Below are 16,311 nucleotides of genomic sequence, written 5' to 3'. Positions count from 1 at the left end.
TGTAAGAGAATGCCGGATTTGTTCATGGCGCTCCCTTATTTTTTGTTTAACAAAGGTATCGCCCCGGACCGGCGCGCTGTTAGGAAGGATGTCGGGAAAGATGGTAAAAAATTCCGAAGATTTCGCTACCCTTTCCGATATTCGGTAGGCGTGGTGTTTGTCAGCTTTTTGAACGATTTTGTGAAATGGGAGGCGTCCTCGAAGCCCAGCCAATAGCATATCTCCTGGACGGAGAAGTTTGTTTGTCTCAACAGGCTTTTCGCTTCCATCATTACATACTCGTCGATGAATGTTTTAGCGGGTTTGCCGAGCTCGGCCTGCAATACTTCGCTGAGGTATTTCGGCGTGATATTCAATGCCATGGCGTAGAAAGCCACCTCTTTGTGTTCGGGGAAATGCTCCGCTACCAGCCGCCTGAACACCCGCGCTATTTTTCCTCCATTGGAGATTTTTCCATTGCCGGCGGCGGCGTCAGGATCGGCATGAAAGGATTGCGTCAGCATCAGCAGCGAATGAACAATGCCCGGTACCGCGTCCTTGTCACCTTTCAGTTCTTTCAATAAATTGAACAGCGACGCGATTTTTGCGAGCTGGTCGTCGGTCAATGCGATCACATGTTTGCCGCCGTGAAAAAAGAAGGAAAGCGATTGCAAAAAGGCATTACCCTGCATTCCTTCGAACAAGGCTTCGGTAAAATAGACCGTGTCGTGTTCCGCCGTGTAGTTGCCGGTCCACTGGCAAACCATGCCAGGCCCGACGGTCGTAAGGCACCCGGCAGTCACCAGGTAGTCGGTACTGCCGATCCTGAACACATCGCCCCCGCCCGAATAGGTAACGCCCAGTCCGTAGGCGAACGTCCTGAAGGGAAAGTTGACGTGGGCATTTTTATAGGTATGCCGGTCGGCCAGAAAAAACGGAACCTGCAGACTGTGGGAATTCTGGTGTTTGAGGAATTCGTAGAGGTTGAAGGACTTCAGGTTGAATTTCTTCTGCATGCCGGTTTGGTACGGACAATGGGTTGAATGGCGTTTTACATTTCGGGGCCTCCGGCTATGCGATCGCTCTTTTTGAGCGCGGCCCAGTTGATTTCTGAAATCAACGTCCCCGCAAATATAAGCGAACCACCGACGAGAAGCCGCCAGGAAAGTGTCTCTCCCAGGATAATAACCGACGCTACGGCGGCAAAAATTGGCTCGAACAGGTAAATGATGGCCACTTTTTCCGCTGAAATGTATCGCTGTGCAACGTTGGACACCGTATACACGTAAGCGGTTGAAAACAATGCGCAATAAATTACGCCGATCCAGAACGACCGCCTTTCGGGAAGCCATTCGGCCGAGCTGTCGGCCATGGCAATACAAAACATGATCAGCGTGCAAGTCGCGAACATGGGAACGATCGTGTGCACTATATTGCCCGACGCCGAGAATTTTTCGACGCGGATCAGGTAAAAGGCGAACCCGAATGTAGCGATGACGGTGTACATATCGCCGACGCCGACCGTGAAATCGGACCTGACCGACACGATGAACAATCCCGCCAGCGCGACCGCCGCCGCAAGCCAGGTGTTCATCTCGACCTGTTTTTTGTAAATGAGAAGTTTCAGCACGGGGATCAGAATAACGCCGGTACCCGCTACGAAGGCGCATTGCGACGCCGGTGCGTATTTGATTCCCAGCGTCGAGAAATTGATGCTGGCCGTCAGCAGGATCGCCAGCATTATACCCTGTACGATGCTGGTAGGGCCGGTATTTTTCAGTTGCCGATAAAAAGCGACGGACAGGACGAGCGTCGCCAGCAAAAAACGGTAGAGCAGGAAGGTCGATTGCGACAGACCGCCTACGGCCATTTTGGTAACGGAAAAAGAAATGCCCCAGAATGCCGTGCCGAGTATCAGCAGGGCCGTAAGTAAAAGCTTTTTATTCATTGGACTGATCGCTGCTTCAAAGGTTTCTTCATCAGGATGTCGGTTTGCACGTCGTTCCCCAGTTTGAAACGATGCTGGCCAAATTTCGAGAAACCGTTTTTCTCATAAAAACGAAGCGCCCGCACATTCTTTTCCCAAACACCCAGCCAGACATAGTCCAGGGCTTTTTGACCGGCGATCTCAATTGCCTGTTCGTAAAGCAGTTGTCCGACTTTTTTCCCCTGGTACTCCTGCAATACATAAATACGTTCGATCTCCAGCGCATTGTGATCCTGTATTTCCGTCTGCGAGGAGCCGAAGTTGATTTTCAGGTAGCCTACTACGCGGTTTTCGTGCGACGCGAAGTAAAATTCGGAACCCGCACGACCGAGCTCCCGGGCGAGTTTTTCGCTGGAAAAGCTCTCGTTCAGGTAATGCTGCATGTCGCTTTCGCTGTTATGCTGCGCGAATGTCTCAAAAAAGGTTTGCCTCGCTATTTGCCGAAGTGCTTCCAGCTCATGCGGCGATACGCTTGAAATGTGAAATTTATTCATGTTTTTTGTCTTGGTTTTCAGTTCGTTACAATCGGTTGGGCCCAAACGTGGGTGGTCCAGGTGCTTCCGACAGGTCCAAAATTAGAAAGGTTATCGAATGATCCGCCCCGGAACGGGGAATGATCCGCCGGGGAGTGGGAAATATGCGGCTGGGGACTGGTGATTTTGACTGAGTGGTGCCGTAGCAATGAAAAGGTGAAAAAGTCGGTGGTGTGTTGTCTTTATAACAACACTTGCGACGACCGGTTAATAAGTTTTCTCCCGGATATTTGAAAGTTGAAATAAATTGAGACGATGAACACCAGCTTCTCTAAACCCTCGATAGCATGCCTACTTTCAAAACTTCTTTTACCGGAATACGGAGCTCGCGGCGCATTATCAAAATTGGGACGCAGGAACGAGTCATTGGCTTTCCGCTGTCGACATTGCAAGGGAAATGGATTGGCAATCGGGGTTGCTGATTGCCTACCGGGGAATAGGTCTTCATTACCAGCGGAAGGGCGCTTTCCTGGAAGCGGCCTATTACTTTCAGAAAGGACTTCTCATCGCCGAAAAAACTAACGACCGCAATTATCGGATAGAAACTTATAAGTCTTTGGGAGCAGCATACAGCGCTGCCGGCGATTTCAAAAGGAGTATGGATGCGTTGAAAGCGGCGGAGAAAATTGCGATCAGGTTTGGCAAGGAAGCCTATATTTCCGTAGCGAACGAAATTGGAAATACACACTTTTCAGCCAAAGAGTTTCTGCTTGCAAAAGGGAGGTACCTGCAATGTATCCGGCTGAATGTCCCGATAGATTCGGCCCGGCAGTGTTGGTTCCTGATCAACCTGGCGGGCACTTACCAGGCATTACACTTGTACGACCTCGCCATCGGTACTTACTCGGAACTATTCCGCTATGACAAATACCTCACCCGGGAGGACAGAATCGTTTCCATGGCCAATTTCGGCCGGCTCTACAATTCGCTCGGCAACCCGAATAAAGCTCTTCGGCTGGCTCAAACGGCAGAGCGATATGTGCAGGGAAAAGAAGGCCATTACACGCTGCAGCTGCTCTACCGTACCCTGGCCGAGGCGTTGAAAGCAAAAGGCGAATGGAGGAAAGCCTACGAAGCGCAGGCAAGGTCTTACCAGTATCGCGACAGTATGCTGTCGCAGGACCAGAGACAGCGGCTGGAGGCGGTAAAGGTCGGTTACGAGAGCGAAAAACGGCGTGCCGACCTTGAAATAGTCAGGGAGGAAATGAACCTGCAGCGGGAACAGAATACGCTTTTGTGGGCGGGCACCATTGTGTGTGCATTGATGGGAAGCGTGGTGCTGTTTTTTTATATCCAGGTTAGAAAAAAACGTGCGCAGATTGAGCGGCAAAAAAATGAAATATCTGTTCTGAACGGTTTCCTTGAAGAGCGGATCGAACAGCGAACGGCAGAACTGCAGAGAGCCAACCTTGAACTTGCATATAAAAACAAGGATATTCAGGAAGCGCTGCTGACGGGCCAGACGCTGGAAAGACAACGGGTCGCCGCCGAATTGCACGATAACCTCGGTGGAACGCTGACGGCCATTCAATGGTACCTCGATGCCATGGCGATACGGAGCGAGCCGGGGAGGGGCGGGAACAATTACGTCGAGCTAAACGGCATGGTCAGCAGGGCATACTCGGAGGTGCGTTTGCTGGCACACCATATGATGCCGGAAGTTCTGCAAAAGGAAGGTCTCGAAAACGCTCTGCAACAACTTTCGGTACCGATTAACCAGTCGGACCGGTTAAAATTATCGCTGAAAATCGATGAAGTAAGTCAAAACCTTTCTACGAAGCAAAGGTTTGAACTTTACAGTATTGCCCTTGAACTGTGCACGAACGTACTCAAACACTCGCATGCGACACATGCCTTGCTGGAACTCTATCGATTTGAAAATGAGGTCATTTTAAGGGTTTCGGACAATGGCATCGGCATCACGAGCGAGAATCGCGCTAAAAGGAATGGGTTTCAGGAACATCATGGTGCGGGTCGAATCGATTGCGGGGAAATTCACGGTTCACTCGGTTCCGAACGAAGGAAGCAATTTCCTGGTTACGGTACCTATGCAGGATCAGTTACCGGTATTGGCGGCAAGTTCCGGTCGTGAAGAAGCAGGAAGCTGAAACCAAGCAAACCGGGCGCCTTCATCTACCTGAACCCGAATGCGAAAAACGAGTTTTTCAGCGTGGAAAGGTTCGACCCGGTACTTGGCGGCAAGGTGGTGATTTACTGGATTTCCGACTTCTCTCCCTTCTCTTCCGACAATGCAAACCCTCTGTTCCGTGAATTGCGGAAAGGAGAGAAGATATCGGTACACAATTGCGTATTCGTCCGGAGCAACAAATTGCAATGCTTTTTCGGGTCGAAGCCACGTTCGAAGACGAAGTTTTCGGTGACTGTGAAAGTCGTGGGCGGCAAGGTGGTGGAAGAGCAGGTAAAAAGCGAAGAGGAAAATAATTCCTCGTTCAGGACATACGGATATTATTTGTCCGATTTCAGCGCGGAAGTCCGGGAGAACGGCGAATATTCCTTTACGATCACCGCCAATGCGGACTCGACCGTGAAAGAGAAAGATTACAGTGACAACCGTTATGTCACACGAGGACAAAAATTTTAGTGTTCCGATCAGGCAAATCACCCTATTTTGCATGATTAATTTGTAATAATGCACAAATACGAGCGGATTACAGCAACCCTCCCTTCAAACAAATTCCTGCTATTGCCGCAATTCCGATGATGTACGGTTCCTGCAATTTTTTCACATAAACCAGCGCCAGCACGGTAACAAGGGCAATTGCAGCCGAAGGGACATCCACGATGGACCGGCTGGCGATCACGAATACCGAGCCCACGAGCGCGCCGATCACAGCGGCGGTAATGCCGTCCACGAATGCCTTGATGCTTTCGTTTTTTGCGATCCTTTTAAAATAGGGAGCGGGAAGGACGGTGAATATGAAGCAAGGAAGAAAAACGCCCAGCGCGGCGACGGTAGCGCCGGGGAAGCCGGAAACGAGGAAGCCTATGAAACCTACGGTAATCACGACCGGCCCGGGGGTAATCATAGCAACGGCAACCGAATCAAGGAATTGCTGCTCGTCGAGCCAACGCAGCTCGTTGACGATACCCGCGTGCAAAAAGGGAATAATCGCAAGCCCGCTGCCGAAAACGAAGGCGCCGGCTTCCGTGAAAAATAATGCGATGCGGATCAATTTGTCGCCGTCGGTTTGCCAGAAGCCTGTTCCTGCAAGCAGGATCGCGGATACGGAATGCGCATTGCGGCGAAGCCCGCGGGGCGGCGCCTGGATAACCATATACACGAGTCCGAGGATAATGAAAAGCCATACTTCTTCGCGTTGGGTGACGGCCGTTACCACGGCCATGAGCAGAAAGAAGAGCCATAGCAGCCAGCGGTCTTTGATAGCACCCGGTTCGAGCTTGCTGACGGATTTGACCGTCAGCTTATAGCAGCTCACGGCGATAATGCCGATCACCGCCGAGCCGACGCCGTAAAAGACGGATTGCATCCACGGCAGCCCGCCAAACAGCTGGTAGGCGATCCCGAGCAGCACAACCATGACAAACGATGGCAATACGAAGCTCAGGCCGGTGAGCGTAGCCCCCCCAGATGCCGTAATGCACATACCCGAGGTAAATGCCGAGTTGCGCGGCGAGCGGGCCGGGGGCGAGCTGGGCGAGTGCCAACCCTTCGCGGTATTCGTCCTCGCTGATCCACTGGCGCTGCTCCACCAGGTCGCGGTGCATATAGCCGATCAGGGCCACGGGGCCGCCGAAGCCGAAGGTGCCCAGTTTGAGAAAATACCGGGTAAGGTCGCCCAGGGTGTACCGCGGGGCGTGGTTTTCGGGAAAAGGTTGTCTCATGGAAGCGTTCATTTATACCATCCGCATCGCAATGTTAGGCAGCCGGTTCTTCAAAAAATAGAACGGAATTGACGGTTTTGTACGGAGTTTACTTTTGTACGGATTTTCTCCCAAACATCCCGGCAATGGAATGACGATTTGCACCGGAACCTCTCCCGCTCACCGGATCAGATAGGCATTTACGCTCTTCCTGACCTCTTCCAATGTCCGGGTCGGTCGGGCGTAAATGGCGGGAACGGGCTGCCGTGCGAACGTCTGCAAGTACAGCACCCAGGCGTCACGCCACCATATCGCTTCCCGGTATTGCTTGGCAAGCCGGGTTTTGACATTGGCAAAAATCTCAGGGTCTATCGACGGCTGCACCCGGGTCCATTGTCGCTGCATCCATAATACCGAGTCTGCACCGGTGTAGAACCTGTTGCATAGTTCCTCCCACAGGTTTCTGCCGGTGCCCAGCTTTTGTGTCCAAGGCACATGGTGAAACCAGAGCAGATAGGGGAGCGGGCAGGTCCGGGGATCTTGCCACACCTCGCGCGCCCGACCGCTGTATTGCTGCAATGCATTGCTGCCGCTGGCGGTACGGTCGAACCCGAGACCGAGTGAGTCGGCCCGGTGGTAATATACGGCCGTCCAGTCGGGGCGGGAACTGCGGTTTTGCCAGGGTTCCGGCGCGTAATGGCTGCCCGTCCATGGGCGCGAGAGGCCGAGGGGCGTGTTATAGCCGACATAAATCTCACGTGACCGCTGCATGATCTCCGAAACGGTCGCTACGTCCTCTGCCCGATGCGTCAGTGTAAGTCGTATCCATTCTTCTGCGATCGTTTCGGGGCTCAGTGTGTGGTTCCAGGCCAATCGCCCGAATGCGTACCAGTTGGCCTGCGCCATCGGGTGGCCCGTCCAGTTGCGGTCGGAACCGGTGTTGGCTACGCCCGCCATGCAGGTTAGCGGATAATTATGCAACGAACCGTCGACGACGCGGGCAACGGTCGATCCTTTACCGTTCACATAGGTATCGGAATCGAGGCATTCCTTGAAAACCGGAGCTTCGTAAACCCAGTGCGTCGCGAAACCCAGGTATTCCTGCGTGAGCTGGTACTCCATACCGAGCGGCGTTTTGGGCATATTGCCGAACAATGGCGAAAAAGGCTCCCTCGGCTGGAAATCGATGGGCCCGTTTTTGACCTGCACGATCACATTCTTCGCAAACCGGCCGTCCAGCGGGACAAATTCTTCATAAGCGGCCTTAAACCGGTCAGCCGCCGGGTCTGCCTTGTACACGAATGCGCGCCAGATCACCACGCCGCCGAATGATTCGAGCGCCTGCGCCAGCATGTTAGCGCCGTCGGCATGGGTACGCCCGTAATCCTGGGGACCGGGCTCGCCTTCGGAGTTTGCCTTCACGAGAAAGCCGCCGAAGTCGGGGATGATCCGGTAAATTTCTTTTACTTTGTCGGCCCACCATTTCCTTACCTCCGGGTCGAGCGGGTCGGATGTTTTCAGGCCGCCGAGTGTTTTGGGGGCTGCAAAGTGGACGGACAAGTAGGTTTTGATACCATACTGCCTGAAAATGCCTGCCAATGCCGCCACTTTTTGCAGATATTCGGTCGTCAGGAAACGGGCGCTGGCATTCACGTTATTCACTACTGTGCCGTTGATGCCGATGGACGCATTTGCCCGGGCGTAGTCGTAATAGCGGGGATCGGTCGTCTCGGGCAGCTCGTACCATTTCCACAACGACGAGCCCGCATAACCCCGCTCGATAGTGCCTTCGGGATTATCCCAATGGTTCAGCATCCGTAGTTGTACCTTCGGATGCGATTCGCCGACCACTTTTTCCAGGGGCAAATGCTGTTGCAAATGCCGTAGCAATGCGAAGCTGCCATATAACAGGCCTGCCGGGCTTCCGGCCGTAATAATGGTGTTGCCGGCTTGGAGGTTAATCGCGAAGCCGTCGCCGCTTGCTTGCCCGCGCGGAGAAATAGCCAGAATAATGCCCTTTGCATTCGGTTCCGGGGTTTTAACCAAGGGTATTTGCTTCCCGGTTAGCCCCGAAAGACCCGCCCGAAGTTCCTGCACCGCGTGACCTGCGACCGCGCCGGTATCCGTCGTTGCGATAAAACGGAACGATTTGATATAATCCTCTCTCACAGCCGCATTCCCGATCAGCTCATATTTGAGCCACAAACGGTAACCGTCATCGGCATATGCCGTTTTGCAGGCAGCCAGGAAAGCCAGTAAAAGCAGCCACCCTGGATTTTTGGCAGTTCGGAAAAGGAACTTTACAGATAGCATAAAAGGGGTTATTGGATGACGGTTTGGATTATGTCTGCCTGGACGGGCGTTTTCCGTTTCACGGCTTTGTATTCCGAGGGCAGCATATTGAATTTGGCCTTGAACGATTTGGTAAAATAATTGGGCGTGGCAAAGCCGGCCGTATAGGAAATCTGCGAAACGTTCATGTCGCTCTTTTCCAGTAATATAGCCGCTTTTTCGAGCTTGATCGACCGGATAAATTCAATTGGCGTCTGACCGCTCATTTCCAGCACCCTGCTGTACAGCGTACCGCGGCTCATTCCCACGTGCCGGGCCAGGTTTTCCACGCTTAGCTGCGACGAGTTCAGATTGTCCTCAATATAGGAAAGCATGTCCCTGAGCAGCTTCACATCGCCCGATTCGATTTCAACATTCCTGCCTGTGACGGTAATCTGCCTCGAATACACGTTTTTCAGAAGGCGGTTGAGCAGCAGCAGGTTATTGATCTTGACATTCAGTATATCAAAATTGAATGGCTTGGTCAGGTAGTCGTTGGCTCCCGAACTGAGTCCTTTAAGCTGTTGCTCTTCGCCGGTCGAGGCCGTGAGGAGGATAATCGGAATGTGGCTCGTGCGTTTGTCGGCCTTGATTTTACGGCTTAAACTGATCCCGTCCATCCCGGGCATGGCAATGTCGCTTACGATCAGTTCCGGGTGATATCCGAGCGCTTTTTGCCAGCCTTCTTTACCGTCGGATGCTTCCAGGACCTGGTAGTTCGGTTCGAGGTGCTCTTTCAGGTAATGCCGGAACTCCGCATTGTCTTCCACGATCAATACCTTGCGCATTTCCCCGGCATCCGGTTCGTGCACGGTCTCCGCAGGTTCGGAAGGCGGGAGGGGTATTTGCCGGAAATGGGGAGCAGCTGGCGTCTCCGCTGCGCTGCAAGGCGCCGCAGGGCATGGAAGCCCGACTGTGAATACGCTGCCTTTGCCCCGCTCGCTGCCGACGGTTATAAACCCGCCGTGCATTTGCACAAATTCCCGGACGATCGACAGGCCGATGCCGCTGCCCTGGTTGAGTACCGGGTTGTCGGCCTCGTCCTGAAAAAAACGCTCGAAGATCTTCTCGTGCTGCTCCGGCGAAATGCCGATGCCGGTGTCGGAGACGCGGATATGAAGCCAATGCCGCCCGGCGTCATCCGGGCCGCAGGTCAGTTGCAGGCGTACCTGGCCCCCCTCGGGCGTGAATTTGAATGCGTTGGAAAGCAGATTGAACAGAATCCGTTCCATTTTATCCGCGTCGAAATCGATCGGCAGGTGTTCTACGGCGCTGTCGAAAACAAAGCCGATACGCTTTCGCTGGGACAGGTCGTTGAACGAATCGCAGGCGTCGCGGACGAACGGCACAATGTCGTCCCGTTTCAGGTCCGCTTTGAGTTCATGGTCCTGCAATTTCCTGAAATCCAGTAGTTGGTCGACCAGGTTCAGCAGCCGTTTCGCATTGCGGCGAATGGCGAGGATTTGCGGCTGCGAATCGGGGGAAGTGGGCTGGGCCAGCAGATTTTCCACAGGTGCCAGAATGAGGGATATGGGCGTCCTGAACTCGTGGCTGAGGTTTGTCAGAAACTTGATTTTCAGCCTGTCCAGCTCCTGCGCGCGCTCGGTTTCCCGCCGCTGCTGCTCTTCGCGGAATTTCCGTTGCAGCCTTCGGATACCACGTCGCCGCATGAAGAACACCGAGGCGAGTGGTGCCGCTACATAAAAGAGGTAGGCGTAAATGGTCAGATAAAAGGGTGGTTTCACGGTTACGTCGATGGTGGCGGCCGGGCTCCAGTCGGTGTCGTTGGTACTGGCCTGCACTTCGAAACGGTAATCGCCGGGACTAAGGTTGGTGTAGCTGGCCGTGCTGCCGGGCCCTGCCTGCTGCCATTCCTGTTGCAGGCCAGCCAGCCGGTACCGGTAGACGGTCTGCTTTGGGTTGGTGTAATTCAGCGCAGCGTACCCGATCGAGAAGTTCTGCTTGTAATCCAGCCGGATGGACCTGGCGACCGAAATGTCGGCGTCGATCAGGTTGGAATCCCCGGAAGTAATCGTGCGGTTCCCGACTTTGAGGTCCTTCAAAATAACCGGCGGCACACCGGCGGTCTTTTTCAGGCTGCGGGTATCGAGGTAATTGAACCCCGCGATGCCGCCGAAAAAAAGCAGGCCGTCGGAGGCGCGCAGGCCGGCTCCCTGGGCAAATGTGTTGTTTTGAAGGCCGTTATAAGCCGTGTAGTTGGTGAATTTCTTTTTAATGGGGTCAAAAGCGCTGACGCCCTCGTTGGTGCTCACCCAAATGCGCCCCTGCATGTCCTGCAAAACCTTGTTGACCATCCCGCTGGGCAATCCCTCCCTTGTTCCGTAGGTGATGAACTTCTTTGTCTTGCGGTCATAAAACGCCAGCCCTTCGCCGCCGGTACCGGCCCAGATGTTGCCGTCACGGTCTTCCAGAAGGCTTAGCACATTGTTACCCGGCAGCCCGGAGGTCTCGCGGTCGAGCAAGGTCGCCCGGCGTTTTTCGGGATCGAGAACGGCGATGCCGGTGCCATGCGAGGCGATCCAGATATTCCCGTGCCGGTCTTCCAGGATGTCGCGAATGTATGCATTCAACGGAATGAGCCTTCGGCTCCGGTCCACATTGGGTGCGAACAGCCTTTCAAAGCGCCTGGTTTTCAGGTCGAGAAGATTGACACCCGCGCCGTTGGTCCCGATCCACAGCCGTCCCTTGCTGTCTTTGGTAAGCGAAAAAATGTCGTTGCTCGCCAGCGACGCGGTGTCGGCCCCCTGCGTAAACTGTTGAAAGCGCCCCGTTTCCGGATTCAGCACAAACAATCCATCCTGAAAGGTGCCGATCCAGAGTTCGTCCGGGGCGGTGAGCGCCAGCGAAAGGACGGCCAGTCCCGAAGATGCCGCCTTGTTCCTGGGGTTGATGACGTATTTGCTGAACAGATTGGTCTTTCGGTGGTAAAGGTTCAATCCGCCGTCGTCCGTACCGACAAAAATATCACCGTTCGCGTTCTCCGCGAAAGAGGTTACAAACGGAGCGTTTAATCCATAGGGATCGTAGGGATCGCAACGTTTCAGACCAAAAATAGTCAGGTTACGATCGTATTTATTGACTCCCCCCTTATAGGTCCCCAGCCAGCAGATGCCGGCGGGGTCCGGGAGAATGCTGCGTATAGACTTATTCGTTATGCTGAACGGCCGCCTGGGGTCGGGTGAGTGCCGGGTAACCTGGCCGGTTCTGGTATCCATGATGTTCAACCCGCCATCCGTACAAATCCATAGCTCATGACGGCCCTGGACCCCGATTGCGAAGACCATATTGTTGCTGATCGAATGCCGGTTGCCGTGCTGGTAGTGAAAACTTTGCAACCAGGTCCCGTCCGCCGAAAGTTTATGCAAGCCATCCTGGGTACCGACCCACAAATGCCCGACGCTATCCTGGGCAATGGCGGTTATGAAGCGACTTTCTTTTTTTGCGGACCGTTCACCGGATATTCCACCCGCACAAACCGGTCATGCAGAAACCGGAAAAGGCCATTGGCGGTGCCTACCCACATTTGGTTGTCACGGTCCCGGAATATCCGGTGAATATGCTTTTCGGCCAACCTGGCGGGCACGCTGCCGCTTTTGCCGGACGTGGTAGCTACAAGGTTCCGCGGATCGATCACGATAAGCCCCTGGGTTGTCCCTGCCCACAATTCGCCGCGCCCGTCTTCACAAATCGAATTGATCGTATGGTGCGTTCTGATCCGTGCGAACGAATCTTTCCGGCGGTCGTACAAATGCAGGGAACCCATGACGGTACCGATCCAGATCCGGCCCGCCGCGTCTTCGTACAATGTGGAAATGTCGTTGGACGCGAGCGAAGTCGTATCCGCTTTGCTATGTCTGTACACGGTAAATCCGGTTCCGTCAAATTTGTTCAGCCCGTCGTCGGTCGCAAACCAGATCAGTCCGTACCGGTCCTTCAAAATGGCGGTCACGGTGTTCGACGACAACCCGTCCATCGAGGTAATGGCGGTAAACTTGGGCAGCTCGGTTTGAGCGCAACCTGCCCAGTACACGCACAGGAACATGAGCGTCAGGCAAACGGTCGGGAGGGAAAATGCGTTGATCTTTTTCAAGGTGATCCTTCGATTGGCATTGCGTTACTTACACGACGACGGAAATACATCTCTTACCGGTCCGGATTACCTGTTTAATCCAACTTCATCCCGAAATCCGGCACTTTTAAGGTGTTTTTGAACATTTGTCCCCATCATTTGAACAAACGTTCTCACAGCCTGGGCGGGCACTGCGCTACTTTTGCCAGCATTCAAGTACTAAAAATTATTAGAATCATCATGTTCTAAAAATATATTGTCAAAATGACAAATAAAAATTTTCAACAAAAACCCTGCAAGCCTATGCGCTACTTTCTACGAAACATGAGATCCGGCCCCGGAATACCAGGGACGGCCGGACGGAGCCTGATGCTGCTGCTGGCGCTCGCTTCGGCGGGCATTTACAACGCCGCCGGCCGGGACATAATGCCGGATACTACTGTATTGGTGGCCGATGTGGAAGTCACCGGAAAGGTTACCGGCGAAACCGGCGAAGGTCTGCCCGGCGCGAATGTCCTGATCAAAGGCTCCACCCGGGGCACGGTTACCGACGCGAATGGCAATTTTAAAATATTGCTTCCGGATAACGGGAACGCCACGCTGGTGTTTTCGCTGGTAGGATATGCTTCGAAAGAGGTATTGGTGGGAACGCAGAAGATCGTCAATGTGTCCCTGGCCGTCGACCATAAGGTGCTGGAAGAAGTGGTGGTAGTCGGCTATGGCACGCAGCGCAAGCGCGATGTAACGGGCTCGGTAGTGTCTGTCAGCGAGGCGACTCTCAAGGAAGTACCGGCACCGAACCTGATAAACCAGCTCAAAGGACGTGCGGCGGGCGTTTCTATCGTCAGCAACGGGTCTACGCCCGGCTCACAGGGACAGATCAGGGTCCGCGGCAACCGGACGCTGACTACCAGCTCGGGTTCCAGCGATGGCCTGGACGGCCCGCTTGTGGTGGTGGACGGCATCCCGTTCGGGGGACTGAACGACATCAACCCGGATGACATCGCGAACCTCGAAGTTCTGAAAGACGCTTCGGCTACGGCCATTTATGGTTCGCGAGGTGCGGGAGGGGTGATCCTGATCACCACCAAACGCGGGAAAACCGGCTTGCCGGTTTTCAGCTACGACGGGTATCACGGCCAGACGCGCATCATGGGCAAGTTCAACGTGATGAATGGCCAGGAATATGCCCAATTCAAACAGGATGCGGCCAAATACAACCGCAGCAGCCCGGGTACATCGGGTTACCTGCTTACGCCGAAAGAACAGGAGGCATTGGCCGCCGGTATTTCCACCGACTGGCAGGACCTGATTTACAAGCCGGGCTACATGTCCAATCACCAGCTGGGCATGCAGGGCGGAACCGAGAATACCCAGTATTCGCTGGGGTTGGGCTATTTCAACGAAACGGGGATTATTCCCGGCCAGAACTTCCAGCGCTTCAATATCCGGGCTACGATCGACCAGAAGATAGGCAAATTCGTTAAAATCGGCCTTAACACGCTGAATACATTAACCTACCAGAATACGCCGGGTGGCGGTGGTGTGCCGGGCGGGTTAGTACGGCTGACGCCCCTCGCCGCGCCTTACAATGCGGACGGCAGCGTGAATATGTTCCCGGCCGAAGGCTCCATCGATGCTGCCGGGGTGAGCCCGCTCACCATTTTGACAAAAAAGGACTCGTTTCTTGGACGGACGCGGTCGTTGAGGACCTTCAACAGCCTTTACGCTGAGGTGAACATTCTGCCCGGGCTTAAATACCGGTTCAATGCGGGGCTTAATTTTAGCCAGTCGAATTACAACGGGTATAATGGGCCGCTCACCTATTTCAATTCGGCCACGGTGCAGTCGTCGTCTACAGCCGAGATCAGCAATACCGAGTACTGGGACGTAAACCTGCAACACTTGTTGTATTTCGACAAGACTTTTGCAGATAAACACAAACTGGGCTTCACCGCGCTTTATGAAATTACGAAAAACCATTCGCTAGGAAGCCGCTTTACGGTAACGGGTGTCCCCGCGGATTATATCAAAACTTCCAACTTTTCGCTTGCGTCGGGTCAACCCGTCGCCAGCTCGGATTTTGGCAATTCATTTTCCGAAACAGGCCTGCTGTCCTATATGGGTAGACTGAATTACAGCTTCGCCGATAAGTACCTGGTAACGTTGACCCTGCGAAGGGACGGCTCCTCGACTTTGTCGCCGGGTAACCAGTATTTCAACTACCCGGCCATCGGCCTGGGCTGGAATGTCATCGAAGAAGGCTTTATGAAGGCGGTGCCGGTTATTTCAAACCTGAAAATCCGGGGCGGCTGGGGAATTTCGGGCAACCGGAACGTAGGCGCCTATTCGACGCTCGGCGCGTTGTCGCCGGGTTATTACAACTTCGGCACCGGCACCGCGGGCCAGCAGCTGGCTTACACCGTCACGAGCCTCCCCGCGACCAACCTGAGCTGGCAATCGACTGCTCAGGTGGATATCGGGATCGATTTCGGGCTTTTCAATAACCGCATTACCGGTTCGGTAGACTGGTACCACCAGAAAACGAAGGACATTCTGCTTTCGGTACCGCTTCCGCCGAGCAACGGTGCGGGCTCTACGCTGAAAAATTTGGGTAAAACAGAAGGGAAAGGGCTGGAAACCACTTTCACGTTCGAAGTGGTGCGAAAACCGAAGGGTTTCCATTGGAGCATCGATCTGACCTACTTCTTCAATCGCGAGAAAATCACCCAGCTCACCACGCCTGAAGAAAAAGCCAATCTGGGAGCGGGATGGTTTGTGGGACAGCCGCTTTCGGTGATTTACGATTATAAAAAACTGGGAATCTGGCAGCTCAGCGATGCCGAGGACGGTACGCTGGCAAAACAAACATCGCCCGTGCAGTTTCCGGGGCAGATCAGGGTGGAGGACGTGAATGGGGACGGGAAGATCGATGCAGGCGACCGCCAGATCCTGGGCAACTTTCAGCCGAAATGGGAGGGAGGGCTTACCAACCGGTTCAATTTTAAAAATTTCGATGCGTCGATTGTGACCTATGCACGGATGGGCATGAAAGTGGTCGTGCCGTACCTTACCGGGAACTCCACGGGTTCGGGCGGTTTCGCATTCTTTAACCAAAGCCGCGTAAACCAGGTGAAAGTGGATTACTGGACCGAAACGAACCCCACCAATGCGTTCCCCGCGCCGGACGCCAACAGCGCCGTGGCCAACTTCGGCTCGACACTGGGATATTACGACGGCTCTTTCATCAAATGCCGGAGCATTAACCTCGGCTACACATTTCCGGGCGATGTGGTTAAAAAGATCGGCGCTGCTTCGGCCAGGATTTACGTCAATGTGACCAACCCTTTTATTATCTATTCGCCGCTGGTGAAGGATAACCTGGCGATCGATCCGGAGGGAAACAGCTATGCGAGCGGACAGTCGACGCTGAACCCGCAAGGAGCTAGCGAGCGCGGAACGCCGGAGCGACAGATCGCCGTGAACCTCAACAATCCCCCGGTGCGGCAGTTTACATTGGGTGTCAACCTTAAATTCTAACCCTGAAA

At 54.0% G+C, this 16,311-nt stretch carries 10 protein-coding genes and 1 pseudogene; 3 read left to right on the top strand and 8 right to left on the bottom strand.

Features of this window, described 5'->3' with window-relative positions; all coding sequences use genetic code 11:
- Positions 1-125: 125 nt before the first annotated feature.
- Genes ABV298_RS30670 through ABV298_RS30660 form a run of 3 tightly spaced genes read right to left on the bottom strand, consistent with a single transcriptional unit; the run spans position 126 to position 2,460 of the window.
- The gene (locus ABV298_RS30670) at positions 126-995 is read right to left on the bottom strand and encodes an AraC family transcriptional regulator (protein WP_353719923.1); all 870 of its coding nucleotides are present in this window, start codon (positions 993-995) and stop codon (positions 126-128) included.
- 35 nt (positions 996-1,030) lie between these two features.
- Positions 1,031-1,927 (bottom strand): DMT family transporter, encoded by an 897-nt coding sequence (locus tag ABV298_RS30665; RefSeq protein ID WP_353719922.1) that lies wholly within the window; start codon positions 1,925-1,927, stop codon positions 1,031-1,033.
- Positions 1,924-2,460, bottom strand: a complete 537-nt coding sequence (locus tag ABV298_RS30660) for a GNAT family N-acetyltransferase (RefSeq protein ID WP_353719921.1) — start codon at positions 2,458-2,460, stop codon at positions 1,924-1,926. Before ABV298_RS30660 ends, ABV298_RS30665 begins: the two co-directional genes overlap by 4 nt.
- 436 nt (positions 2,461-2,896) lie before the next feature.
- Here ABV298_RS30660 and ABV298_RS30655 point away from each other — a divergent pair, with 436 nt between their 5' ends.
- Positions 2,897-4,591 (top strand): tetratricopeptide repeat protein, encoded by a 1,695-nt coding sequence (locus ABV298_RS30655; protein WP_353719920.1) that lies wholly within the window; start codon positions 2,897-2,899, stop codon positions 4,589-4,591.
- A 78-nt stretch (positions 4,592-4,669) separates the two neighbouring features.
- On the top strand, positions 4,670-5,101 hold the full coding sequence (locus ABV298_RS30650; RefSeq protein WP_353719919.1) for a hypothetical protein: 432 nt from the start codon (positions 4,670-4,672) through the stop codon (positions 5,099-5,101).
- Between the two features lie 67 nt (positions 5,102-5,168).
- Here the strand turns inward: ABV298_RS30650 and chrA are convergent, their stop codons facing one another.
- From chrA to ABV298_RS30625, 5 genes and pseudogenes are all read right to left on the bottom strand, one after another.
- Positions 5,169-6,125 (bottom strand): chromate efflux transporter, encoded by a 957-nt coding sequence (gene chrA / locus ABV298_RS30645; protein WP_353719918.1) that lies wholly within the window; start codon positions 6,123-6,125, stop codon positions 5,169-5,171.
- A gap of 82 nt (positions 6,126-6,207) precedes the next feature.
- Positions 6,208-6,363: pseudogene (locus ABV298_RS30640) on the bottom strand (chromate transporter); the annotation flags it as partial.
- A 159-nt stretch (positions 6,364-6,522) separates the two neighbouring features.
- Positions 6,523-8,655: an alpha-glucuronidase family glycosyl hydrolase gene (locus ABV298_RS30635; protein WP_353719917.1), complete on the bottom strand. Its 2,133-nt coding sequence runs from the start codon at positions 8,653-8,655 to the stop codon at positions 6,523-6,525.
- A gap of 8 nt (positions 8,656-8,663) precedes the next feature.
- Positions 8,664-12,059: a two-component regulator propeller domain-containing protein gene (locus ABV298_RS30630; RefSeq protein ID WP_353719916.1), complete on the bottom strand. Its 3,396-nt coding sequence runs from the start codon at positions 12,057-12,059 to the stop codon at positions 8,664-8,666.
- A gap of 53 nt (positions 12,060-12,112) precedes the next feature.
- Positions 12,113-12,784, bottom strand: a complete 672-nt coding sequence (locus ABV298_RS30625) for a two-component regulator propeller domain-containing protein (protein WP_353719915.1) — start codon at positions 12,782-12,784, stop codon at positions 12,113-12,115.
- A gap of 303 nt (positions 12,785-13,087) precedes the next feature.
- Between ABV298_RS30625 and ABV298_RS30620 the strand changes: the two genes are divergently transcribed.
- Complete coding sequence (locus ABV298_RS30620) at positions 13,088-16,303, top strand: TonB-dependent receptor (protein ID WP_353719914.1); 3,216 nt, start codon at positions 13,088-13,090, stop codon at positions 16,301-16,303.
- Positions 16,304-16,311 lie beyond the last annotated feature (8 nt).

It is taken from the genome of Dyadobacter sp. 676, from assembly GCF_040448675.1.
Classification (GTDB): Bacteria; Bacteroidota; Bacteroidia; order Cytophagales; family Spirosomataceae; genus Dyadobacter.
This window is presented reverse-complemented; position numbering and strand designations above follow the sequence as displayed.

Coding starts and splice junctions, on each gene's coding strand:
- chrA (WP_353719918.1), bottom strand. CDS start 6,125: ATGTGCATTACGGCATCTGGGGGGGCTACGCTCACCGGCCTGAGCTTC.
- ABV298_RS30665 (WP_353719922.1), bottom strand. CDS start 1,927: ATGAATAAAAAGCTTTTACTTACGGCCCTGCTGATACTCGGCACGGCA.
- ABV298_RS30620 (WP_353719914.1), top strand. CDS start 13,088: ATGAGATCCGGCCCCGGAATACCAGGGACGGCCGGACGGAGCCTGATG.
- ABV298_RS30670 (WP_353719923.1), bottom strand. CDS start 995: ATGCAGAAGAAATTCAACCTGAAGTCCTTCAACCTCTACGAATTCCTC.
- ABV298_RS30655 (WP_353719920.1), top strand. CDS start 2,897: ATGGATTGGCAATCGGGGTTGCTGATTGCCTACCGGGGAATAGGTCTT.
- ABV298_RS30635 (WP_353719917.1), bottom strand. CDS start 8,655: ATGCTATCTGTAAAGTTCCTTTTCCGAACTGCCAAAAATCCAGGGTGG.
- ABV298_RS30660 (WP_353719921.1), bottom strand. CDS start 2,460: ATGAATAAATTTCACATTTCAAGCGTATCGCCGCATGAGCTGGAAGCA.